18 protein-coding genes are annotated in these 22,573 nt (G+C 52.3%); 12 read left to right on the top strand and 6 right to left on the bottom strand.

Going from position 1 to position 22,573, the window contains the following annotated elements; translation table 11 throughout:
* Positions 1 to 43: 43 nt before the first annotated feature.
* Positions 44 to 1,285: an ornithine--oxo-acid transaminase gene (gene rocD / locus FOE74_RS11930; RefSeq protein WP_149098852.1), complete on the bottom strand. Its 1,242-nt coding sequence runs from the start codon at positions 1,283 to 1,285 to the stop codon at positions 44 to 46.
* 157 nt (positions 1,286 to 1,442) lie between these two features.
* Here rocD and FOE74_RS11925 point away from each other — a divergent pair, with 157 nt between their 5' ends.
* From FOE74_RS11925 to FOE74_RS11870, 12 genes are all read left to right on the top strand, one after another.
* Positions 1,443 to 2,174, top strand: a complete 732-nt coding sequence (locus tag FOE74_RS11925) for an SIMPL domain-containing protein (RefSeq protein WP_149098851.1) — start codon at positions 1,443 to 1,445, stop codon at positions 2,172 to 2,174.
* A gap of 298 nt (positions 2,175 to 2,472) precedes the next feature.
* Positions 2,473 to 2,670, top strand: coding sequence for a DUF5522 domain-containing protein (locus FOE74_RS11920; protein ID WP_149098850.1), 198 nt, complete (start codon positions 2,473 to 2,475; stop codon positions 2,668 to 2,670).
* 111 nt (positions 2,671 to 2,781) lie between these two features.
* A complete protein-coding gene (gene rpmB / locus FOE74_RS11915) occupies positions 2,782 to 3,021 on the top strand; it encodes a 50S ribosomal protein L28 (RefSeq protein ID WP_149098849.1) in 240 nt (79 codons plus the stop codon).
* Between the two features lie 45 nt (positions 3,022 to 3,066).
* Positions 3,067 to 4,650, top strand: coding sequence for an aminopeptidase P N-terminal domain-containing protein (locus tag FOE74_RS11910; protein WP_225840789.1), 1,584 nt, complete (start codon positions 3,067 to 3,069; stop codon positions 4,648 to 4,650).
* 211 nt (positions 4,651 to 4,861) lie between these two features.
* A complete protein-coding gene (rpmG, locus tag FOE74_RS11905) occupies positions 4,862 to 5,050 on the top strand; it encodes a 50S ribosomal protein L33 (RefSeq protein WP_149098847.1) in 189 nt (62 codons plus the stop codon).
* 2 nt (positions 5,051 to 5,052) lie between these two features.
* Positions 5,053 to 5,205, top strand: coding sequence for a DUF4295 domain-containing protein (locus FOE74_RS11900; RefSeq protein WP_071887815.1), 153 nt, complete (start codon positions 5,053 to 5,055; stop codon positions 5,203 to 5,205).
* A gap of 112 nt (positions 5,206 to 5,317) precedes the next feature.
* A complete protein-coding gene (gene ftsY, locus FOE74_RS11895) occupies positions 5,318 to 6,277 on the top strand; it encodes a signal recognition particle-docking protein FtsY (RefSeq protein ID WP_149098846.1) in 960 nt (319 codons plus the stop codon).
* A 402-nt stretch (positions 6,278 to 6,679) separates the two neighbouring features.
* Positions 6,680 to 8,038 carry a 30S ribosomal protein S12 methylthiotransferase RimO gene (gene rimO / locus FOE74_RS11890; RefSeq protein ID WP_149098845.1) on the top strand — a complete coding sequence of 453 codons (1,359 nt, stop codon included), beginning with the start codon at positions 6,680 to 6,682 and terminating at the stop codon, positions 8,036 to 8,038.
* A 663-nt stretch (positions 8,039 to 8,701) separates the two neighbouring features.
* The gene (gene bshC / locus FOE74_RS11885; protein WP_149098844.1) at positions 8,702 to 10,258 is read left to right on the top strand and encodes a bacillithiol biosynthesis cysteine-adding enzyme BshC; all 1,557 of its coding nucleotides are present in this window, start codon (positions 8,702 to 8,704) and stop codon (positions 10,256 to 10,258) included.
* Positions 10,259 to 10,260: 2 nt separating this feature from the next.
* Positions 10,261 to 10,830, top strand: coding sequence for a 5-formyltetrahydrofolate cyclo-ligase (locus tag FOE74_RS11880; RefSeq protein WP_149098843.1), 570 nt, complete (start codon positions 10,261 to 10,263; stop codon positions 10,828 to 10,830).
* 649 nt (positions 10,831 to 11,479) lie between these two features.
* Positions 11,480 to 14,692: a SusC/RagA family TonB-linked outer membrane protein gene (locus tag FOE74_RS11875; RefSeq protein ID WP_149098842.1), complete on the top strand. Its 3,213-nt coding sequence runs from the start codon at positions 11,480 to 11,482 to the stop codon at positions 14,690 to 14,692.
* Positions 14,693 to 14,703: 11 nt separating this feature from the next.
* Positions 14,704 to 16,122 (top strand): SusD/RagB family nutrient-binding outer membrane lipoprotein, encoded by a 1,419-nt coding sequence (locus FOE74_RS11870; RefSeq protein ID WP_149098841.1) that lies wholly within the window; start codon positions 14,704 to 14,706, stop codon positions 16,120 to 16,122.
* 98 nt (positions 16,123 to 16,220) lie between these two features.
* Here FOE74_RS11870 and FOE74_RS11865 read toward each other — a convergent pair whose 3' ends face one another.
* From FOE74_RS11865 to FOE74_RS11845, 5 genes are all read right to left on the bottom strand, one after another.
* Complete coding sequence (locus FOE74_RS11865) at positions 16,221 to 16,604, bottom strand: SRPBCC domain-containing protein (RefSeq protein ID WP_149098840.1); 384 nt, start codon at positions 16,602 to 16,604, stop codon at positions 16,221 to 16,223.
* A gap of 57 nt (positions 16,605 to 16,661) precedes the next feature.
* A complete protein-coding gene (locus FOE74_RS11860) occupies positions 16,662 to 17,246 on the bottom strand; it encodes a hypothetical protein (RefSeq protein ID WP_149098839.1) in 585 nt (194 codons plus the stop codon).
* Positions 17,247 to 17,399: 153 nt separating this feature from the next.
* Positions 17,400 to 19,913 (bottom strand): S9 family peptidase, encoded by a 2,514-nt coding sequence (locus tag FOE74_RS11855; protein WP_149098838.1) that lies wholly within the window; start codon positions 19,911 to 19,913, stop codon positions 17,400 to 17,402.
* A 469-nt stretch (positions 19,914 to 20,382) separates the two neighbouring features.
* Positions 20,383 to 21,057 carry a tRNA (5-methylaminomethyl-2-thiouridine)(34)-methyltransferase MnmD gene (gene mnmD / locus FOE74_RS11850; protein ID WP_149098837.1) on the bottom strand — a complete coding sequence of 225 codons (675 nt, stop codon included), beginning with the start codon at positions 21,055 to 21,057 and terminating at the stop codon, positions 20,383 to 20,385.
* Between the two features lie 619 nt (positions 21,058 to 21,676).
* Positions 21,677 to 22,369: a hypothetical protein gene (locus FOE74_RS11845; RefSeq protein ID WP_192576611.1), complete on the bottom strand. Its 693-nt coding sequence runs from the start codon at positions 22,367 to 22,369 to the stop codon at positions 21,677 to 21,679.
* Positions 22,370 to 22,573 lie beyond the last annotated feature (204 nt).

The raw sequence follows: 22,573 nt of genomic DNA, 5'->3' as shown, positions 1-22,573 counted from the left end.
CTAAAAGAAAAGCCAGCCCTACTCAGGACTGGCTTATATGGCTTTAAAACTCCTCCAGCGTCTTTTCAATAATGTCACAGCACTCATGCAACTGCTGCTCCGTGATAACCAGTGGCGGCGCGAACCGGATAATATCCCCGTGGGTGGGCTTGGCCAGTAGGCCGTTCTCCATCAGTTTCACGCAGACATCCCAGGCGGTGCGGCCGTCTGGCGTAGGCTGAATGATCACCGCATTTAAAAGACCACGACCGCGTACCAGGCTGACCAGTTCCGGGTGACGAGCCTTGAGTTCGTTCATCCGGGCCCGGAAGATCTCGCCCAGGCGCATGGCGTTCTCGGTCAGTTTCTCGTCCTGGACCACCTCCAGGGCAGCGACGGCCACGGCACAGGCCAGCGGGTTGCCGCCAAACGTGGAACCATGTTCACCCGGCTGGATGCAGAGCATGATGTGGTCATCCGCTAAGGCCGCCGATACCGGCAGAACCCCACCCGAAAGGGCTTTGCCCAATATCAGGATATCGGGTTTTACGCCGTCATAATGCGAGGCCAGCAGTTTGCCGGTTCGGCCAATGCCGGTCTGGATCTCGTCAATGATCAGGAGTACGTTGTATTTCTCGCACAGCGCCTTAGCCCCGGAAAGGTAACCATCTGAGGGAACCACCACACCGGCTTCGCCCTGGATAGGCTCCACCAGGAACGCACAGATGTGGGCATTCTCTTGCAGGGCCCGCTCCAGCGCCTCCAGGTTGTCATACGGCAACACTTTGTAACCAGGCATGTACGGACCAAAACCAGTGGTGCTGCTGGGATCAGTGGAGAAGGAGATGATGCCGGTGGTGCGGCCGTGGAAGTTGTGCTCCACTACCAAGATCTCCGCCTCATGGGGCGGAATGCCTTTTTCTTTGTAGCCCCACTTGCGGGCCAGTTTAAGGGCGGTTTCCACGGCTTCGGCCCCCGAGTTCATCAGCAGGGCTTTGTCATACCCGAACAGTTCGGCCATGAACTTCTCGGCCGGGCCCAGTTTGTCGTTGTAGAAAGCGCGGGAAGTAAGGGTGAGTTGCTGGGCCTGCTCGGTGAGCGCGCCAATGATGCGCGGGTGGCAGTGCCCTTGGTTCACCGCGCTGTACGCTGAAAGGAAGTCGTAGTAGCGCTTGCCTTCCACATCCCAGAGGAACACCCCTTCGCCCCGGTTCAGCACTACCGGCAGCGGGTGGTAGTTGTGGGCGCCGTATTTGTCTTCTAAGGCAATGGCCTCTTGGCTGGAGGTACTGGTGGAAGTATTCATAGTCAACAGTTTTTGTAAATTGGAACAAAGAACACAGCCGGGGTAGGGCTATAGGTAAATACGGAGGATCGGCTTGCAGAGATAAAAGTAAGGAAAAGTCTTTATTCCCAAAGTCGGCACGAATTTGGTTAATTGCCTGCTATATATGTTAAACCCTATGAAACAGATTTTCGCGTACCTCATCGTTGCCGTGGCCCTGGTAGTAAGTGTGCTGATTGCCGCCAGCGCCTACAAGTACAAGTTCAAAGCCACGGAGTCTATCAGCGTGACCGGCTCGGCCGAAGTGGATTTCACCAGCAACCTGGTGGTCTGGACCGGTTACTACGCCCGCCGGTCTATGGACCTGAAAAACGCCTACGCCGCCCTGAAGCAGGACGAAGGGCTGATCAGGCAATATCTCCGTTCCAAAGGCATCCAAGACAGCAGCGTGGTGATCTCTTCGGTGGAGATCATGAAAGATTTCCAGCCCAGGTTTGACCTGCAGGGCCGGCAGATAGGCCAGGACTTCACCGGCTACAACCTCACCCAACAGGTAAAAGTAGAGTCTACTGACATTGGCCGGGTGGAGCGGCTATCCAGGGAAGTGACCGAGCTGATTGAGAAAGGAGTGGAGTTTAATTCCACGCCGCCCCAGTATTACTACACCAAATTGAAAGACCTCAAGCACAGTTTATTGGCCAAAGCCTCGGAAGACGGCCGCCTGCGCGCCAAAGCCATTGCCGAAAACAGCGGCGGTGATCTGGGGAGCCTGCGCAAAGCCACCATGGGCGTGTTCCAGATTGTGGGCCAGAACAGCAACGAGAACTACAGCTACGGCGGCGTTTTCAATACCTCAGACAAAGACAAAACCGCCACCATCACCGTGCGGGTAGAGTATGCGGTGGATTAAATGATGTGCCGGTGCAGAGTTGCAACCTGACACGTGAGAGACAAGGCGGTGCCGTTGTCTCTACCATCTCCTGGAGAAAAAGAATTGCCACGTTCCCAATAGTTATTTCTGTAGAGACAAGGCACTGCCTTGTCTCCCACGCATTGCTTTCTTCTGCAGATTTAATCCACCAGTAGAAATTTCCTCCTCACTCATTGCAAAGGGTGAACCTGGGGTTAGCGATATATCAAAGGGTCCAATAACTAACAACCAACCATCAAAAACTAATTTTACCGCCCAGGCTGCGTATCTTTGCACCATGAAGCCAAAACCGCTGCCGCTGGAGCCCGGCGACTTCTATTTCAACGAGCAGGGGCTCATGGTTTTCACGGAGCAATACCACCGCCGGCGCGGTTACTGCTGCCAAAGCGGCTGTAAGCACTGCCCCTACGGTTTCCTGAAAAAGGGCCAAATAGGCTCCGCAGATGGAAGCAAAAGAGACGGTGAGCCAGGGTAATTCTCTTTTTAAGAAGGCATTAAAGAAAAAAGTTGCGGTCAAGGGTTGACATTGCCCAACTTTTTACGGATATTTGCATCCCTTTTGTAATAAAACGATACTAACGATACAATGGCACGAGTTTGTGATTTAACCGGTAAAAGAGTGCAGGTGGGTAACCGCGTTTCGCACGCCAACAATAAAACCAAGCGTAAGTTTTACCCTAACTTGCAGAAGAAGCGTTTCTTCATCCCTGAGGAAGATGCTTGGGTTACGTTGAAAGTTTCTACGTCTGCCCTGCGCAATATCACCAAAAACGGTATCTCTGCGGTTTTGAAGAAAGCCAAAGAAGACGGATACATCGTTTACTAAATCTCTGCCATGAAGGCTCTGCGACACCTTTGTTTAACATTGCTTGTGTCGCTGCCGCTAGGGGTGACCGCGCAATCAACTGGCCCGGACAAACCTGCAGATTTCCTGGATAAAGAATTTCACCGGCAACGGAGAGAGGCCCTGCGGCAAAAGCTGCCGGCCCACTCCGTTGCCGTTTTCTTTTCCAACCCCATCCGGAACCGCGCCAACGACGTGGATTTCCATTTCCACCAGCACCCAGATTTCTATTACCTCACTGGTTATCGTGAGTCCAATGCCGTTCTGCTGTTGTTTTCAGACCAGCACGTTATCAACGGCGTGGCCACAGAGGAAGTGCTTTTCGCGCAGCCCCGTAACCCGCAGGCTGAGTCCTGGACCGGCAAGCGCCTGGGCGAGGAAGGGGTGAAGCAGCATTTGGGCCTGACGCATGCGCTGCCCGCCACCGCTTTTGCCAACTTCCGGCTAGACACTGCCGCTTTCCAGCAGATCCTGTTCCTGAACCTGCCCACCGACCTGCGCAACGATGCCCGGGACAGAGCCGATCTGTATGACCTGGTGGCGCAGTTCCGGCAGAAGATAGGAGTGGCGCCTGGCTATGATTTTTCGCAACAGCAGCTCTATCAGGTTATCAGGCAGTATGATGCCCAGGCAGGGGAGCGGGTGCAGCAGGAAGTGCGTACGCAGATCGCCAACAACCCAAGCCTGAGCAATAACACTTTCCTGAAGAACTACCTGGCGGCCAAAGACGCACCGGCCCGGGCAGCCGTGGTAGCCAACATGCCTAAGGAGAAATTAGACCTCACCACCCTTGAGAACATCCTCAACCAGATGCGGGAAATAAAGACCCCCGAAGAGCTGAAACTGCTGCGCAAGGCCATCGGTATGTCGGCTATTGGGCAGGTGGAGGTCATGAAAGCCATGCACCCCGCCATGTCAGAGACCGAGGTGCAGGGTATACATGAGTTCGTATACAAGAAATACGGCGCGGAGTATGAAGGCTACCCATCTATAGTAGGGGCGGGCAACAATGGCTGTATCCTGCACTACATTGACAACGAGAAGCCCCGCCTGGGCGCCGACCTGGTGTTAATGGACTTGGGCGCCGAATACCACGGCTACACCGCCGACGTGACCCGCACCATTCCTGCCAACGGCAAGTTTTCTGCGGCGCAGAAGCAGATCTACGAGCTGGTCTATGCCGCGCAGGAGGCAGGTTTCAAAGAATGCAAAGTGGGCAACCCGTTCAACGCCCCCAATACCGCCGCCCAGAAAGTGATGGCTGATGGCTTGGTGAAACTGGGTATTATCCAGAAGCCCGAAGAAGCCCGCCGCTACACCATGCACGGGGTGTCGCACTACCTGGGCTTGGACGTGCATGACCGTGGCACCTACGGGCCGTTCAAGTCCAACACGGTAATCACGGTAGAGCCCGGGATCTATATTCCGGAAGGCAGCCCCTGCGATAAGAAGTGGTGGGGCATTGGCGTACGTATTGAGGACGATATTCTGATCACCGAGAAAGGCTGGGAGAACCTCTCAATTGGGGCGCCACGCACCGTGAAAGACATAGAGGCCACCATGGCCCAGCCCAGTCCGCTGGATAACTTCAAACTGCCGGAACTGAAGTAGGAAACCCGTAGTGGAGGGTACATAGACAAGGTGCAGGAAAAGTATTTTACGCTCGTTTCCGGTAAAATGAGGGCAAAACAGGATTTATGCCGTAGCTTTGTCCTGCTGCTGGCGGCGTGATAAGCGCTGCAGGTAGAAAATTATAGAAACCATTTGTAAATAAAGGACTAAGCTCGTATATTTGCAGTCCTAAATAAAAATCAACTTCGCGATGGCAAAGAAAGCTAAAGGCAATAGAGTTCAGGTGATTTTGGAGTGCACTGAGCAGAAAAACTCCTCTGTACCTGGCATGTCTCGGTATATCACTACCAAAAACAGAAAGAACACTCCTGAGCGTTTGGAGATGAAGAAGTTCAATCCGTTCATGAAGAAAGTTACCGTTCATAAAGAAATTAAATAACCATGGCTAAGAAAGTAGTAGCAACCCTGAAAACCGCCACTGGTAAAGACTGGGCGAAAGTGATCAAAGCGGTTAAGTCTCCTAAGACTGGCGCGTACACCTTCAGAGAAGAGATGGTGCCGATTGACCAAGTGCAAGACGCCCTTAAAAAATAATTGCCTTATATCGCATTGATGATATACCTGTAAAAGTCCCTCCATACGCGGGACTTTTTTGGTATATTCCTGTTTACCATAATTCTCACCTCCAATAGTACCCTAGACCGCTATGGCACTTTTCGGTTTCTTCAGCAAAGACAAAAAAGAATCTCTAGACAAAGGTCTGGAGAAAACCAAGACCTCCTTCTTTGACCAACTCAGCAAAGCCGTAGTAGGCAAGTCTAAGGTGGATGAAGAGGTGCTGGATGAGCTGGAGACCGTCTTGGTACACGCTGATGTGGGGATTGGCACCACCGTCAAGATCATTGACCGCATTGAGAAACGCGTGGCCCGCGACAAATACGTGGGAACCTCTGACCTGGACCGCATTCTGCGCGAAGAGATCATGGACCTCATGGAAGAAAACACCGGGGGCGTGGCCGAAGACTTCAGTCTGCCAGACACCGGCGGACAACCGTACGTGATCATGGTAGTTGGCGTGAATGGCGTGGGCAAGACTACCACCATTGGTAAGCTCGCCTCGCAGTTCCACAAAGCCGGAAAGAAAGTAGTGTTGGGCGCCGGAGACACGTTCAGGGCCGCCGCGGTAGACCAACTCAAGATCTGGGGCGACCGCGTTGGCATTCCGGTCATTGACCACGGCATGAACACAGACCCTGCCTCAGTAGCCTATGACGCCGTGAAAAAAGGCGTGGAGATGGGCGCCGACGTGGTGATCATTGACACCGCCGGCCGTCTGCACACCAAAGTGGGCCTCATGAACGAGCTCACCAAGATCAAGCGCGTGATGCAGAAAGTGATTGATGCCGCTCCGCACGAGGTATTGCTGGTGTTGGATGGTTCTACGGGGCAGAACGCCGTGATCCAGGCCCGGGAGTTCACCAAAGCCACGGAAGTAACCGCTCTGGCCGTGACCAAACTGGACGGCACCGCCAAAGGAGGCGTGATCATCGGGATCTCAGACGAATTCAAGATCCCCGTGAAATACATTGGCGTAGGCGAGCGCGTAGAAGACCTGCAGGTGTTTGACAAACGCGAGTTCGTGGATTCGCTGTTCTCCAAGAAATAGAAAGGCTGTATCTGGGCCTTTTCTGATAAAACAGGCCCAAAACAGAAGGATAGACATGCCTTCTTCACTTCTTCTTGTTCCTAACAGCTTCTCTTTGTCATCCTGAAAGGATCTTTCAAACGAACTAGAGAAGCCTTCCCTGCTTCAAGTTTTTAACTTGGAGCCACCATTGCCGCAGGTTTTCAACTTGCAAGACATAGAAGTAGAAAGAAGCCTGAAATACGTATCCTGAGGCTGCACACTTCAGAGCAGGATAGGTCCAAACTTGAACCCGAGAAAAGATAACAGAAGAAAGAATCAGGCTGTTTCAAGGCTGATTTCAATAATATAGAGCAGAAAGTAAACCAATCACCCCTTTTTGGTTGTTGCTCCCCATAAGTAAGAATTCCCTAAGACAGGCACGTGAAAGTAAGATCGCTTAAACAAGACAAATACAACGTTATCACGCTGGGTTGCTCCAAAAACCTGGTAGACTCTGAAGTACTCATGGGCCAGTTACAGGCCAACGACCGCCAGGTGGTACATGATTCAGAGAAAGATGACGCCAACATCATCATCGTGAATACCTGCGGCTTCATTGACAACGCCAAGCAGGAATCCATTGACACCATCCTGCGCTACGCCGATGCCAAAGAAGCGGGCGCCATTGATAAATTATACGTGACCGGTTGCCTTTCGCAGCGCTACAAAGACTCGCTGGAGGCTGAAATCCCGCAGGTAGACGCCTACTTCGGGACCCTGGAGTTGCCCCAGTTGCTCAAGACCCTGGAGGCCGACTACAAGCACGAACTCATTGGCGAGCGTCTGCTCACCACGCCCAAGCACTACGCCTACTTCAAAATCGCCGAGGGCTGTAACCGTCCTTGCTCGTTCTGCGCCATCCCCTTGATGCGCGGCAAGCATGTAGACCGCCCCATAGACAGCCTGGTGAAAGAAGCCACGCGGCTGGCCAACATGGGTACCAAAGAATTGATTCTGATAGCCCAGGACTTAACGTATTACGGGTTGCAGCACTACGGTGAGCGTAAACTAGCGGAGCTGTTACAGCGACTCTCAGACGTGAACGGCATTGAGTGGATCAGAATGCAGTACGCCTACCCGAGCCAGTTCCCGATGGATGCCCTGGACGTGATGGTAGAGCGCGAGAACATCTGCAAGTACCTGGACATGCCCCTGCAGCACATCTCAGACAACATGCTCAAGACCATGCGCCGCGGTATCTCCAAGCGCCGGACGCTGGAGTTGGTAGATACCATCCGGCAGCGCGTACCAGACATCGCCCTGCGCACTACGTTGATTGCCGGTCACCCCGGCGAGACGCAGCAGGACTTTGAGGAGATGTATCGCTGGGTTGAGGAATCCCGCTTTGACCGCCTGGGCATCTTCACCTACAGCCACGAAGAGAATACCCATTCCCACACCCTGGTAGACGACGTGCCGGAGGAAGTGAAACAGGAGCGGGCTGATATCATCATGGAACTGCAGCAAGGCATCTCCATGGAGATGAACGAAGCCAAAGTAGGCAATACCTACAAAGTCTTGTTCGACCGCAAAGAAAGCGGCTACTTCGTGGGCCGAACCCAGTACGATTCCCCGGAGGTAGATAACGAGGTATTGGTACCGGCAGACAGCACCTATGTGCGCCTGGGTGACTTCGCTAACGTGAAAATCACCAGCTCCACAGATTTTGACCTGTACGGCGAAGTAGTGACCAACAACTATGCTCCGGTAGAGCAAGAAGCTTCCAGCCTTCATTTGTAGTCTGTTTTACAAAAAACAGCGCTTAAACGAAGAGAGGATATATCTGGGACATTCAGGCCTCACCTAAGTAGACCTCACAGGTTTTGAAAACCTGTGAGGTCTTTTTGTTTTCAGGCGTCAAAACCCAAGGCTCTCTTTGAGGCGAGTCTCCCGGTTGGCCGAACCTATTGTTGTGCGTAGAGTTAGCGATAGCGCTCTAAGCACAGGCCAGACAGCCAATCTCCTGTTGGCGAAAAGGAGGGCGCTTGGCACAGACACTCGTAGGTCCTTCGGACACTACGAGGTCCTTTTGAGCAGGCGGGGTAGCGTGGAAACGTGGTCCATGAACGCGCCTTTCGCTGCTTTGCAGCAAGGTAGTCTGGAAACTACCCATTATCAGAAGCCACGAGCCTGGAGGCCGCGCCAGCATATACCAGCATATACAAGGGCCGGCAATCATAGGACTTGAAAAATAACAAGGGTGGGATCTTCTTTTTTCAGCCTCTTTTCCAAAAAGAAACCCTAAAACAGGCTTCTATCTCTTAAAAAGGCAAGTATCTCAATTTCTGTAGTTTCCTGCAAGACACCACCTGGGCAAAGTCAAGGAACGTACTACGGGTATTATTCTAAAAATAGATTTTACCTTTGCAGGAAGCGCCCGCTCCATACGGGCCTTCGCCAGATATGAAAGTTTCCTGTATTGACTATAGCGCCACCGGTGCCTTCTCCTCGCTTGTGCTAGACTACCTGCGGAAGGAGGCCAAGCTCCAGCCGTTTTACGCGCATTTTCCAGAAATCAGCTCTTTTTCGGCGCTGATGGAAGAGCGGCAATTCCCGCAGGGGCAGCGGCAGGCGCTGGTGCAGGAACTCCAGCGCCAGTACCAGGGCGTGGAGGTGTCAGAGGCGGTGCAGGCCAACATCTCGGCCCTAGCCGATGGGCAAACCTTCACCATCACCACGGGCCACCAGCTGAACCTGTTCACGGGGCCGCTCTACTTTATCTATAAGATCGTGACGGCCATCAAAACGGCCCAGGAACTGCAGAAAGCGTATCCGGCTCAGCGGTTTGTGCCCGTCTACTGGATGGCCACCGAAGACCATGACTTTGCCGAGGTCAACCATTTCACCCTCTTCGGGAAGAACTACACCTGGGAGAGTGATGCCAAAGGAGCCGTGGGCCGCTTCTCTACCGATGGCCTGAACGAGCTGCTGGACGAGATGCCCGAAAGCTACCCCCTGTTTGAGCAGGCCTATACAGAGAGCGCCACGTTAGCAGAGGCCATGCGGCACATTGTGAACGGTCTGTTTGGGGCCTACGGCGTGGTCTGCGTGGACGGTGACACCGCCGCCCTGAAAAACTACTTCACCCCGGTGGTGCAGCGGGAACTCACCGAGCAGGTGGGTTTTGCAGCCGTGACCCAAACCAATGCGGCCCTGGAGCAGCACTACAAACCGCAGGTGATGGTGCGCGAGATCAACCTCTTTTACCTGGACCACAACCTGCGCGAACGCATTGTGCAGGAAGATGGCAATTACAAAGTACTGAACACAGACCTGGTTTTCACCAGAGAGCAGATTCTGCGGCTGGCCGAGGAGGATCCCCAGAAATTCAGTCCCAACGTGGTGCTGCGGCCGTTGTACCAGGAACTGGTGCTGCCCAACCTGGCTTATATTGGCGGCGGGGCCGAGGTGGCCTATTGGTTCCAGCTCAAAGGTCTGTTTGAGGCGTTCCAGGTACCGTACCCGGCGGTGATGCTCCGTAACTCGGCCATGTATATTACCAAAGCCAACGGACAGCGGCTGGAGAAACTGGGCTTCACGGTGGCTGAGATGTTCCTGGAACTGCCAGAGTTGAAGAAACGCCTGGCTGAACTCCTGAACCAGGAGGAAGTGAGCCTGGAGGCGCAACGGCTGACGCTGGAAGACGCGTTCCGGCAGGTGGAGGCCCTGGCCCAGTCCATTGACCCTACGCTGGTGAAAACCGTGGGCGCCGAGTCCCAGAAAGCCCAGAATAGCCTGCAGATGCTGGAAAAAAAGCTAAACAAAGCCGTGGAGAGCAAAAACGACACTGCCTACAACCAATTGGCCAACCTGAAAGAGAAGCTCTTCCCTACAGGAGTGTTGCAGGAGCGCGTAGACAACTTGCTTACGTACCAAACCAACAACCCCCACTTCATCCAGGAACTGGTGGCGGCTTTTGAGCCGTTTGCCTTCTGTTTTACCGTACTGCAGGAAGAATAGGCATGGCCCTGAAAGCTGATCTCCGGAAAGATTACCTGCGCCGGCGGCGCCAGATGGCGCCTGACCAGATAGAAGCCTGCAGCCAACAGATCACCGATCTTTTCTTTGCACTGTTTGCCCCACGTCCCGGGCAAACAGTGCATACCTTCCTGCCCATTGAGAAGCAGCAGGAAATCAATACCTGGCCTTTGGTGCACCGGTTGTGGCAGCAACAAGTGGAGGTGGCCGTGCCGGTCTCGCATCCGGTAGATACCTCCATGACCCATTTCCTGATCACCCCAGACACTACTTTCCAGGAAAGCCTGTGGGGCATTCCTGAACCGGTCAACGCGCTGCCCGTGCCCGAGGCAGAAATAGACCTGGCGCTGGTGCCTTTGCTGGCCTTTGATCTGAAGGGCCACCGCGTAGGCTACGGCAAAGGGTTCTATGACCGTTTCCTGGCTCTTTTGCCCAAAGCCACCCCCAAGATCGGCTTGGCGCTGGAACCTCCGGTAGAGGTGATTGATGATGTGCATGTCCATGACCTCGCCCTGGATGCCGTCGTCACCCCTGATCAAGTGTACAGATTCTAATCTCCTTTCTTCCTCTGTGGTCTCAGGTGTTCCTCTTGCCTGGTTCGCCTCCATATGAATACCGGATAGGGGTACCACCCTTGGAAATTGTCTTACATGCGAGATTGTTGCAATTTTCCGGCGGCAGATGCTCCTGCCCTTAAAATTGCCTTTTTCAAGTGAGCCACCGTCTTGCTGGCAAGAAAATGCCCCTCGTTACTCCTTGCGTTAGTACGCTGCCTTACCTAAAGAGCCCGGTTTATACGCTCGGTTTTGACTAGCATATCTTTGGCTTTCCTGTCGCTTTGTGAAATTTAGGCTATAAACCTCCCCTCGCGCACCTTTCTTTTTTTGCCTTCTTTGGGGTGATCGCTTTTGAATATTCGCCTGAGAGTGAGTGGGATATTGTCCTGTAGGCAAGAAATAGGAATCAGGAAAGATTGGTTTGAGAGAGTCATTGGGAAAAGCCGGTAAAGAAATGCGGTCAAGGATTTCAGCTTTTACGGCGTCCTGAGCCATTTCTATAGGTTCAAAGGCAGGAGAAGATTAGAAAAATTCCCTATTGTTTAGGAGATATTTAATTTTATTAATATACTCCGCTCGCAAACAAAACATATACCCTTCATTTCTACCTATTTTCAATTATCTCACCAAACAAACCCAACAAAGCATGAAAAAAACTTTACTTCTCTTACTGGTGCTTCTTTCTTCGCTGAGCATGGTCTTTGCGCAGCAGCGGGAAATTACCGGCAAGGTTACCGCGTCAGATGACGGCACTGCCCTACCGGGCGTTAGCGTAGTGGTGAAAGGCACCACTATAGGAACCTCCACAGATGCAGACGGGAATTTTAAACTGCGTATTTCAGACAATGCCGCCGTTTTAGTACTCAGCTACTTAGGATATATATCAAAAGAAGTCCCCGTTGGTAGCCAATCTTCCTTCAATCTTTCCTTGACTCCAGACAACCAGCAACTCAACGAGGTAGTGGTGACGGCCCTGGGCATTGAAAGAAGCGAGCGGTCTCTGGGTTACGCTACCCAAGAGGTAAAAGGGGAGAACCTAACATTTACGAAGGAGCAGAACGTACTGGGATCTTTGGCCGGTAAAGTGGCTGGGGTGCAGGTGACCGGTTCTTCCGGAGCCAGTATGGGCGGTACGCAGAAGCTTGTGATCAGAGGGGTTAACTCCATCAATGGCTCCAGCCCGCCTTTGCTGGTGGTAGATGGTACGCCTATTGCCAATACCAACTTTGCTGGTGAGGCGGGAGCGGACTTTGGGAACTTAGGCCAGGACATCAACCCGGAAGATATTGAGTCTATTAACGTACTGAAAGGTCCGGCGGCTTCTGCTTTGTATGGGATCAGAGGGCAGTACGGGGTAATCATGATCACCACCAAAAAAGGAGCGAAGGGTGCAAAGAAAGTAACAGTTGAGTTGAGCTCTGCCTTTTCCATTGAAAAGACGGGTAACTTCATGCCCTTGCAGAACCTGTATGGTGGTGGCTCTAAGCAAACCTGGAATACCTTGCCCAACGGCCAGAAGGTGGTTCAGTTAGAGGTAGACGAAAGCTGGGGACCTAAAATGGACGGAACGCCTGTCCGGCAGTTCTATAGCTTCTACCCCAAAGACCTCGATTTTGGGAAAGAAACCCCTTTTCTTCCGCACCCAAACAACATCAGAGACTACTATGAAACCGGTTCTAACCTGAACAACGGGGTTACTATTTCAGGTGGCGGGGAGAACACAAACTTCCGGTTAAGTTTCAATGATACCAGAATTGAAGGCGTAGAGCCAAATACCTTCCTGAGAAGGAACAATGTGGGCGTAAGTGCCGGCATTGACATCAGCAAGAAACTGAACGTCTCCACCAACCTCAACATTGCCACCAACAACGCCCGCCGCCCCACCCAGGGGTCTGAGTTTGGGGCCCGCTACACCAATCAGTGGTTTCAGCGAAACGTGGACATGAACCGTCTTAGAGATTACAAATATGATGATGGAAGGTTCTTACAGTGGAACCTGAGAGCGGTTCCGTTGACGGGAGCCAGCGCCGGAGTGGTGTCTAACTTTAAAGCACTTTACTGGAACAACCCATTCTTTGAAGCCTATGAAAATCCGGTAGATGATAGCAGAGACCGGTTGTTCGGAGACATTGGCCTTACCTATCAGGTATTGCCGGCCTTGAAACTGAGCGGTTTTATGCGTGGTGATATGTATACCCAGAACATTGAGTCCAGAATTGGGTTTGGCGGCCAAGAGGCGGTACCTGCTTATTCAGTAGGGAAATACCAGGGGCAGCAGATGAACTATGAGTTCTTGGCCCAATACAACAAAGAATGGGGTGACTTCTCTATCAATACCAACCTAGGGGCCAACCTGTTCACTGACCGATACACCTACTTAAGCATGGCAACTGTAGGAGGTCTTTCCGCGCCGGGCTTCTATAACATTGACGCCTCCATTGACCGCCCGGCCACGTCTTCTTACCTGCGCAGAAAAGAAGTACGCAGTGCTTACGCTATGGTCTCTCTGGGGTACAAAGACACCTACTTTCTTGATGCCTCTATAAGAAATGATAACTCTTCTGCCTTACCCCCAGACAATAACTCCTACTATTATCCATCTCTTTCAGGGTCTTTTGTGTTCAGTGAATTGCTGGACTGGAACCCGCTTTCTTTGGGTAAATTGAGGGCAAGTTATGCCCAGGCTGGTTCTGACCTTGCCCCTTACCAAACCACCACCTTCTACAGCGCCGGAACAGTGTACGCTGGTACTACCAGCGTGAACCCGCTTTCTGTGCCAGATAACCTGACTAACCCTTTGATAGAACCCTCCTTTGCCCATTCTTATGAAGCAGGCATGGACCTGAAGTTCTTCCAAAATCGGTTAGGATTGGATTTGACCTTTTATCGGCAGAAAAATGTGAACCAGATCATACCATTGCAGGTGTCTGGTGCCAGCGGGTATGGTTCTACTACCATCAATGCCGGCTTGATTGAGAACAAAGGGTTTGAGCTGTCTCTGTCAGGAACACCTATTGACAAGAGCTTTATCACCTGGAACACAACCCTCAACATCTCCAGAAACAGAAGCAAGGTAGTAGAGTTGGCACCGGGCATCAATGTGTACAACCACTACTCCACCACATACTCTTCCGTCACTAGTTTTCTGAACTCCTATGCGGGTCAGGCATTTGGAACCTTGGTGGGCCCAACCTACCAGCGTGATGCGGCTACCGGTAAAATCTTGTTAGACAGTAACGGTATTCCGCTCTTCACGGCGGCTACGCATAACTTCGGGACGGTGCTTCCAGATTTAACGGGTGGTTTCCAGAACTCAGTGCGACTTTGGAAGTTTGACGTGTCTGCCATGATTGATTACCAGGTGGGGGGGCAGTTCTTCAGCAGATCTAAAATGCTGGCCATGAGAACCGGGCAGGCTGCTGAAACCGCTGCGCTGAATGATAACGGCAAGAACGTGCGTGACCCTGTTTCTGAAGGCGGCGGCGTGAAGGTGAACGGAATCTATGGTCCTGGTACACCTAAGGCTGGTCAGGAGGTAACACTCTATGTGAACCCGCAGACGTATTATGGTACCACAGCCAGACGTATCTATGATGATTGGTTGTATGATGCCTCATATGTGAAGCTGAGAGAAGTGCGCATTGGCTACATCCTTGATAAGTCTATGCTGGGTAAACTTCCATTTGAGAGAGTTGGTCTGGCTTTGATTTCCCGTAACGTGGCCCAACTGTGGCAAAAAGCCCCTAAGGGCTTAGATCCTTCAGAACTCTCCTCGGGCGGGCAGGCCATTAGCTGGTATGAATCGGGCCAATTGCCAACGGTGCGTTCTTACGGGGTTAATCTTAACATTACCTTTTAATCTGAATTAACATGAAGAAGTTATATATCTTAATACTGGCTGGGTTACTTCTGGGGGGGTGCAATGATTTCGATGAAGATCTGAACATCACGCCCAACTCACCTATCTCAGCCTCTCGTATGCAACTATTAGCCGGCGCCATGCTTTCGCTTCCGGGTTTAAGTTCTTCCCCGCAGGGGGAGTTCATGGCGCAGTACCTGGCAGAGACGCAATATCCTACAGCTTCGCTTTACCCCACCGGCGGTACCAGTTTCTATGGGCTCTACCAAGGCCCTCTGATGAACATTGAAGAGGCACTCAAACCAGAGGATCTAAACTTCACCCAAGGGCCCCTTGCAAACCAATTAGCGGTTGCCAAGATCCTGAAAGCCTATTATTTCTGGCATATCACTGATAGATGGGGAGATGTACCTTATACTGAAGCCCTGAAAGGGAGCCAAGGTTTTACTCCTAAATATGATACGCAACAGTCTATCTATAACAGCCTTTTTGTGTTGTTGAAAGAAGCCAATGATCAGATTGTAGCGGGCAATGTCACCAATGACATCATCTACAATGGTGACATGACCAAATGGAAGAAGCTAGCCAACACTATCCGTTTGCTAATGGCCCTGCGCATCTCCAAAGTAGACCCCAACAAAGGCAAGACGGAGTTCAATGCGGCTTTAACAGACGGAATCATGGCCAGCAATGACGATAGCTTCGTGTTCAAGCACCTGGCAGATGCCAACAACCAGAACTACTGGTACGGTGAAGTGAACAGAGGCCGTGAGTGGTGGGCATTGACTAAAACCCTGGTAGATTACATGAAACCGGCTGCGGATCCAAGATTACCCGTGTATGGCCAACCTGCCAGAACCTCGAGGGATTTTATTGGCTTACCGTTTGGGACCACCGCCGGCATGCCGAACGTGGCAGGCTATTCTTTATTAGGAACTGCTATCTACGCTCAGAATGCCACCATCTACCTGGTAACCTACGCCCAGGCCTTGTTTGCCAGGGCAGAGGCCGCTAAACTAGGCTGGATTCCTGGCGGAGACGCAGAGGCGAAGACCAACTATGAGTCAGCCGTGCGAAACTCTGTTATACAATGGACCGTGAGCCCCACGGTTACCGTTGCTGCTGCTACTACCGCGGCCAATACGCTGTTAACTAAACCTGGGGTAGCCTATGACCCTGCCACTGCTCTGCAGCAGATTGGTACCCAACGTTGGATTCACCTGTTCATGCATGGGTACGAAGGGTGGGCTGAGTGGAGAAGAACGGGTTATCCTAACAACCTGGTTCCTTCAGGCGGAAACAACGTGCCTACGAGACAGATGTACCCCTCAGATGAGGCTTTCCTGAATGCTACCGGGTACAGCGCCGCCGTGCAGAAATTGAACGGAGGAGATACTTTATATGGAAAAGTCTGGTGGGATGTAGATTAGTCTGCTTCTAAACTCCCATAAAACAAGCAAGGCCGGTAACATACCGGCCTTGCTTGTTTTATGGGAGTTTCAATAAAAACGGGTGAAAAACAGGTAGACTACTGTTCCTCAAAAAACGCCAGCAACGCCCCGGCGTAGCTGGTATTCCAGCCTTCCACCAAGTCATCATAGGCCTCCTCTGGGATGTTGGTCTGTTTTACTTCCATGGAGCAGCCTTGCTTGTGCGGGTGCAGCTTGATGGTCACAATAGAGTCTTCGGGCTCACCTTCAAAGTACCACTGCTGCACAATCTTCTTGTTTTCCTCGAACTCCAGGTTCTTGCCCACAATGCTGCCTTCCCAGAGCGAGAACTCTGAGCCGGGCTCGGTTGACATCTCGGCAGGTTCGCCGGTCCAGATCTGGAGGGTGATGGGGTTGGTGAGGGCAACGTACACTTCCTCCGGTGTGGCGGGCAGCAGGTAATATTTCTTGAATTCTTTCATAAGTCAATGGAGTGGGCGAAGGTAAAACAGCCAGGGCGAACCAAGAGCTTCAGACTCTTATTTTATTTCATTGATGTCGCCGTTGGGCAGTATCCTGAAGCGTTTTTTGGTAACGGTGAGTTTTCTGGTATTGGGGATCTCTTGGTAGGCGGCGTCAAACTGCCAGCGGGTAGTACTGTCTATGTGTACAATGGTGAAATCTTTTTGAATGGTGTACTGCTCACTATGCAGAAAACCAGGTTCTTCGCCGCAGGGGTTAAACTTGAGGTCTTGCTCATCCAGTTGGGTCCCGTCTTGGCGGTAGGTCCTGATGCGGGGCAAGGTCTCATCAGTGGGGAAGAGCAGGAGCAGGGCGGTGACCTCTTTGCTCACAGAGAATCGACGGTACGGTAACTCATGCGGCTTAAGGTAGGCGCTGGCCACCGTGGTGTCTAGCCGGGACCCTAAAAGGTAATCAAAAGAGCAGGTGGCTTTGAAAGGCAAGGCCAGGACGGGCAGCTCCGCGGCAAAGCTGGAGAAAGGCACCGAGGCATTCACTACCGTTTCCACGGAGGGATTGGTTTCATACTGCACCGTATTGTCTCTGGAACAGGAAAAGAACAGCAGAAACGGGAGCAGCAGACAGGGGAGGCTTATTTTCATAGTTGCTTTATACGGAATACCCTATATAAAAGGATTGGCCGGAACAGAGGAAGAAATGGCCTGGAGAAAGATTCCTCCCATGTACCCAGATATAAGAAAGCCGCAGCCTTATACAAGGCTGCGGCTTTCTTTGTTCAGGAAGACCAGGAACGGCTATTCTTCTCCTTCAGGAGTAGTGGCGGTGCGGCCCGACTGAGGTCTCTTGTTATTCTGCTCCACTTCTCTGTTGATCTCGGTGATGTCAACAGTCTGGGAGAAGTCACCTAGCAGGTGCTTGCTGAAATAATCAGCCGTCATCCAGAAAGAGTATTCCGTCATGTCGCCGTAGCCGTGGCGTTGGCCGGGCAGGATGACCAGGTCAAACCGTTTGTTGGCCTTGATCAGGGCGTCTGCCATTCTGATGGTGTTGGCCGGGTGCACGTTGTTGTCCACGTCACCGGTAGTCAGCAGCAGGCGGCCTTTCAGGTTCTTGGCCAGGTCTGGGTTCTTGTCAATGGCGTACTGGAATGTGGTGTCGCCTTTAGCGGTGATCACCTCTTTCACGCCGTGGTGCTTCTCAGACCACCAGCGGTTGTAGATGTTGTTCTCATGGTTACCAGCCCCCGAAACGGCTACCTTGAAGAAATCCGGGTACACCAGCATGGCAGCCGTAGACATGAATCCGCCGCCGGAGTGGCCGGTGATGCCCACGCGGTTGATGTCAATGAAACGGTGGCGGTCCGCCAATTGCTCGGCGGCGGCCTTCTTATCTGCCAGGCCGTAGTCACGTAGGTTGCCGTAGCCGTAGGTGTGGTACCATTTGGAACGGGCGGGGTGACCACCGCGGTTTCCTACGGTAATCACAATGAAGCCCATCTGGGCCAGACGGTCCATGCGGTCCATGCTGCGGCCGAAGGCTTTGTTCACGGCCTCGGTCTGTGGACCTGGGTAGATGTACTGGATGATGGGGTATTTCTTGGTGGAGTCAAAGTCAAAAGGCTTGTACATAACCCCGTACAGGTCGGTGACGCCATCATCGGCCTTCACCTGGAACGGCTCTGGGAACTTATACCCGGTGGCCATGAGCCTGGACAGGTCAGCGGTCTCCAGGTCCATTACCTTTTTGCCGTTGCTGTTGTATAAGGCAGATTTTGGTACAGTGTTCACACGTGAGGCGTTGTTCACGAAGAACGTACGGTTGTCGTTCATGCTCACCTGGTGGTCAAAGTTGCCGCTGTTCAGGAGCTTGAGGCCAGAGCCGTCAAAGTTCACGCGGTAAAGGTGCAGGTAATACGGGTCTTCCTTGGCTTCGCGGCCGTTGGCGGTGAAGTAGAGTACGCGGGCTTTGTCATCAATGCCGATGATCTCTTCGCAGTGGAAGGGGCCAGAGGTGATCTGGTTTTTCAGCTTGCCGTTGCCATCATAGAGATAGAAATGGGCCCAGCCATCGCGCTCAGACCAATGGATCAGTTCGTTGCCGCCGTTCACCAGGCCCACGCGGCTTACTTCCACGTAAGTGTTGAAGCGCTCGTCAATCAGGGGTTTCACGGTACCCGTGGCCACATCCAATGAAAGCACGTCTATTCTTTTCAGGTCGCGGCTGGTGCGGGTGAAGTACACCTTGTCTTTGGTGCCGTGCCACAGGTTAGCCCGAAACTCGTCGTCGCGGGAGCTTTGCTTGGCGGGTGCCGGCCACACAGAGATCTCCTGATCTTTAAAGGCAGTGGCGTTGATCTTTTTAGAGGTCTTTTCCGCGAAGTTGAACAAAAGCAGTTCTCTGATGGGGGCTTCCTTCTCGCCGGGCATCTGGTACTTGTAGGTTTCCAGGGCCGGACGGCCCGCGGCGGTGTTGTGCAGCACCCACAGGTCTTTCACCTTGCGGGCATCGGTACGGGTCATGAGGAAGTGCTTGCTGTCCGGTGACCACATGATGTAGGCAGGCTTGCGGTTCTTCTTGTTCTTCTCGCGCTCCACGTTGGTTTCGCCCTGCGAGTCACCGTAGGTGTAGTGTTCCACGCCATCAGAGGTGAACTTGGTTTCTACAATAGTAGAGTCTTTCTCGTTTTTGAGGGCTTTCTCATAGTTAGCGCGGTCCATCCAGTACAGGTTGTGCTCCTTGGCGAACACCACATATTTCTGGTCCGGCGAGATGGACGCCCACGTGGGCTTGCGCTTGGGTTTGTTGTAATCCTTCAGCTCGGTCACCTTGCGGGTGGCCAGGTTGTACTGGAAGTAGAAGGTTTTCTTCTCCAGGGAATCAGGGGCCTTTTTGTCAAGACGGTCTTTTTTCACCTGGTCAATGCTGCTCTTTACCTCAAACTGCACGTTCTTCTCGTCTTCGGTGAACTTGAGGTTCTCCAGGGGCAGGTGCTGGGCATCAAACGGGTCACGCACCACCAGGGTGATGGCGGCGGCTAACTGGTCTGTGTTGAAGATGGCTTGTTTTGATTTGGCGGCCGGGTCTACCAAGTACCAGTTCTTGCCGTTGGGCGACTCGTACATGTACCAGAACCGGTTTGTCTTCTTGAGCCAGTGCGGATCAAGGCTGGTGGTGAAAATAAGCTTTTCCAGTTTTTTGGGTGAGAAACGGGAGGCCAGCTGGTAATTGGCTTTGGCAGGCGACCCGGTTTGGGCGTGCCCTCCCAGGCTTGCCAACAGAAAGGCAGCCAGAAAGTAAAAAAGTCTCATGAAAAGGGTTTGTAGGTATTTGGAGTCTTGAAGGTACGGAATTACGGGCGGATTCTTATAAGGAATTAGACAGCTGGAAGATGGGGCAACAGCGCATGGTGACCGTCGTTTTTCCTTATATAGCCGGTCATGGCGTTCCCCTTCGGTTCATGGTTATTTGTAGAGACTAGGCACTGCCTTGTCTCTAACGTGTCCTTCGCAATTTACCGCGGTTATTTGAAAGGCTTGAAAAGGAGGCGGATCTTCCTCTTGGCCATTTCAACTGCCAGTTGGTGTCACAGTCAGGTTCTGCACGAGTACGACGTTACAGTGTAACGTCGCTACAAGATACCCGGTCATGTAGCCTCGTTACACGGTAACGAGGGACGCGTGCAGATTCCTTTTCACTCTTTTGTTGGTATTATGGCCAAAGACTAGCACTACTATTCTATCGCTTTCTTACCTGTTTTCAGAAAACAAGGCCTAAAACCTACAAAGGTTTCACCCCCCGCGTCATCTCCCGTTTACCCGGCGGGCCGGGCAGCGCCTCCACGGTGAAGCCGGCCGCTTTGAGGCTGCGTTTGAAGCTCCCTTTGGCGCAGTAGGTAACCAGGGTGCCGCCGGGGGCCAGGCAATCGTACATTTTCTGGAAGATGGCATCGGTCCAGAGGTGGGGCTGTTTCTCGGGGGCGAAAGCGTCAAAATAGACCAGGTCATAACTTTCAGGGGCCGGCCGGAAGGATTCCAGATCGGTTTCCAGTTTACGCAGGGTGAAGTGCGGCGTGATGGCCACGGGCTGCTCCCAGGGAGCGGCATGCAAAGGCGCGAAGAAATCCAGGAGTTCCGGGTTGAGGATGAACTTGTCAAACTGCAGTTGGGCTACTACTTCCGGCGTGAGCGGGTATTTCTCCAGGGTGTCATAATGAACCTCGGCCCCAGACGTAAGGGTGTGTTGCAGGGTGAGCAGAGCGTTCAAACCCGTCCCGAATCCCACTTCCAGCACCCGCACGCGCGCGAGCCGTTCCAAAGCAGCTTGCAGCCCCATTTTCACGAACACGTGCAAAGATTCCTGCAAAGCCCCGTGTACGGAGTGGTAATGCTCATTCAGTTCCGGGACGAAAAGGGTGGTGGAGCCGTCTTTGGTTTGCCTTACTTCAAGATTCATGGGGGAAATTAAAGAATCCCGAAGGAATTAAGAATTAGGAATTAAGAATTAGGAATGGAAACGGTGAAATTGTCCTTGTTTTGGCCTCATTTGGAGAAAACAGACCTGAAAGGGGGATGTGCTTTGTGAAATAAGGCCAGTCCTAAAAGAGTATTAGTAGAAATCAGGATAAGGCTTTCCTGGCGGTAGCCAGAAGCAGTTGATTTGTTTTAGTCCTTCTTCCTTGAAAATAGAGTTAAAACAGAAAAGCGCCTTTGTAGAAAGGCGCTTTAGAAGTTGGTTGTCAACGGCCATCAAAATTGAAAGGGATGGTTTTGCCTACTTGAGGGCGCGTACTCCTGCTACCAGTGGTTCCCGGCGAGTCTGGAGACTCACTTCATCCTTTGGCACGAGACTTCAGGCTCGCGCCAGCCTCTTCTACTATTATTAGACTCAGAACTCAGAACTAAATCTGACCTCGTAGTGTGCGCAGCTCCTACGAGTGTCTCTGCCAAGGTCATTTACAGCCCTTTTCTCTAAAAACAGCCCCCAAACACATAAACCAGCCCCTCTCTTCGCTAGCGGCACAGAAACAAATGCTACCGAAGGTCAAGATTCCTAATTCTTAATTCCTAATTACTCAGTCAATATACCCTTCATACTGGATGCTGGTCACTTTGCCTTTAGACAGGTGGAACCTGAGCCAGGAATTGCGCTCCCAATCGCAGACCTCAATGAGGTTTCTCTGCTCTTTGATGAAGAGTTTGTAGTCTTGCAACTTCTCCAGGAGTTCCTGGCGGGGCATGCCTACTTTGATGCCGTTCTGCAGCGCCAGGTTGGGGCTTTTGATGTCAGCGTACGACAGCAGGAAACGCTTGGTGTACATAGGGTAGTACAGCTCTACCGTGCTGGAGTCAAAGTTGAGCATGAAGAGCGTGTCAATGTACCGGGCGTTGTGCAGGTTGGTAACGGTATCTTTCACAATTTTGCAAGAGGTGCGCACCTGCTGGGTGTAATGCTTAAGCACCGGCTCTTCTATGGGCAGGAAAGGGTTAGAGATAAAGGCCGATGCCTTGGCCACCTCAGGGTGTTCTTCCGGCAGCATTTCCACGCGCTCATAGAAGGCCTTGATACTGGCCGCGTTGTTGTAGTTGGGCTGGTAAGTACGTTTGGGAGCCGCCGGGCTCTTCGGTTTTGACCGGAGGGCTGCCACCTGCGGGGTATCAGGTTCCTGCTTTCCCTGGCAACCACCATACGCCCATAGAGGGAGCAAAAACAAAAGCACCATCAGCCGCCGCATACCAGTATCAGAAATAGGAATATTATTTTGCAAGATTGGAATACTATATACGGAAGACCAGGGTGCAAAGCTACGTATTCGTGCCTGTATTTTATCTTTTATTAAGACCGGTATCCTGGCAGATACCCCTAGCTGGCGATACCTGACTTTAATTTTTTGCATGCTCTTGAGTATCAGAGCCAAAGGCGGCAGGCGACCTGTTTGGTGGGCTGAGCGTCAGCCTAATCCCGCTGTGCG

The sequence above is a fragment of the Rufibacter glacialis genome, assembly GCF_008271745.1.
Classification (GTDB): domain Bacteria; phylum Bacteroidota; class Bacteroidia; order Cytophagales; family Hymenobacteraceae; genus Nibribacter; species Nibribacter glacialis.
This window is presented reverse-complemented; position numbering and strand designations above follow the sequence as displayed.

Bases quoted from the DNA above. Each gene is read 5' to 3' on its own strand.
- bshC (WP_149098844.1), top strand. From the start codon at position 8,702: ATGAAAGTTTCCTGTATTGACTATAGCGCCACCGGTGCCTTCTCCTCG.
- FOE74_RS11875 (WP_149098842.1), top strand. From the start codon at position 11,480: ATGAAAAAAACTTTACTTCTCTTACTGGTGCTTCTTTCTTCGCTGAGC.
- rocD (WP_149098852.1), bottom strand. From the start codon at position 1,285: ATGAATACTTCCACCAGTACCTCCAGCCAAGAGGCCATTGCCTTAGAA.
- FOE74_RS11865 (WP_149098840.1), bottom strand. From the start codon at position 16,604: ATGAAAGAATTCAAGAAATATTACCTGCTGCCCGCCACACCGGAGGAA.
- FOE74_RS11900 (WP_071887815.1), top strand. From the start codon at position 5,053: ATGGCTAAGAAAGTAGTAGCAACCCTGAAAACCGCCACTGGTAAAGAC.
- FOE74_RS11880 (WP_149098843.1), top strand. From the start codon at position 10,261: ATGGCCCTGAAAGCTGATCTCCGGAAAGATTACCTGCGCCGGCGGCGC.
- FOE74_RS11855 (WP_149098838.1), bottom strand. From the start codon at position 19,913: ATGAGACTTTTTTACTTTCTGGCTGCCTTTCTGTTGGCAAGCCTGGGA.
- FOE74_RS11925 (WP_149098851.1), top strand. From the start codon at position 1,443: ATGAAACAGATTTTCGCGTACCTCATCGTTGCCGTGGCCCTGGTAGTA.
- rpmG (WP_149098847.1), top strand. From the start codon at position 4,862: ATGGCAAAGAAAGCTAAAGGCAATAGAGTTCAGGTGATTTTGGAGTGC.
- mnmD (WP_149098837.1), bottom strand. From the start codon at position 21,057: ATGAATCTTGAAGTAAGGCAAACCAAAGACGGCTCCACCACCCTTTTC.
- FOE74_RS11870 (WP_149098841.1), top strand. From the start codon at position 14,704: ATGAAGAAGTTATATATCTTAATACTGGCTGGGTTACTTCTGGGGGGG.
- FOE74_RS11920 (WP_149098850.1), top strand. From the start codon at position 2,473: ATGAAGCCAAAACCGCTGCCGCTGGAGCCCGGCGACTTCTATTTCAAC.
- FOE74_RS11860 (WP_149098839.1), bottom strand. From the start codon at position 17,246: ATGAAAATAAGCCTCCCCTGTCTGCTGCTCCCGTTTCTGCTGTTCTTT.
- ftsY (WP_149098846.1), top strand. From the start codon at position 5,318: ATGGCACTTTTCGGTTTCTTCAGCAAAGACAAAAAAGAATCTCTAGAC.
- rpmB (WP_149098849.1), top strand. From the start codon at position 2,782: ATGGCACGAGTTTGTGATTTAACCGGTAAAAGAGTGCAGGTGGGTAAC.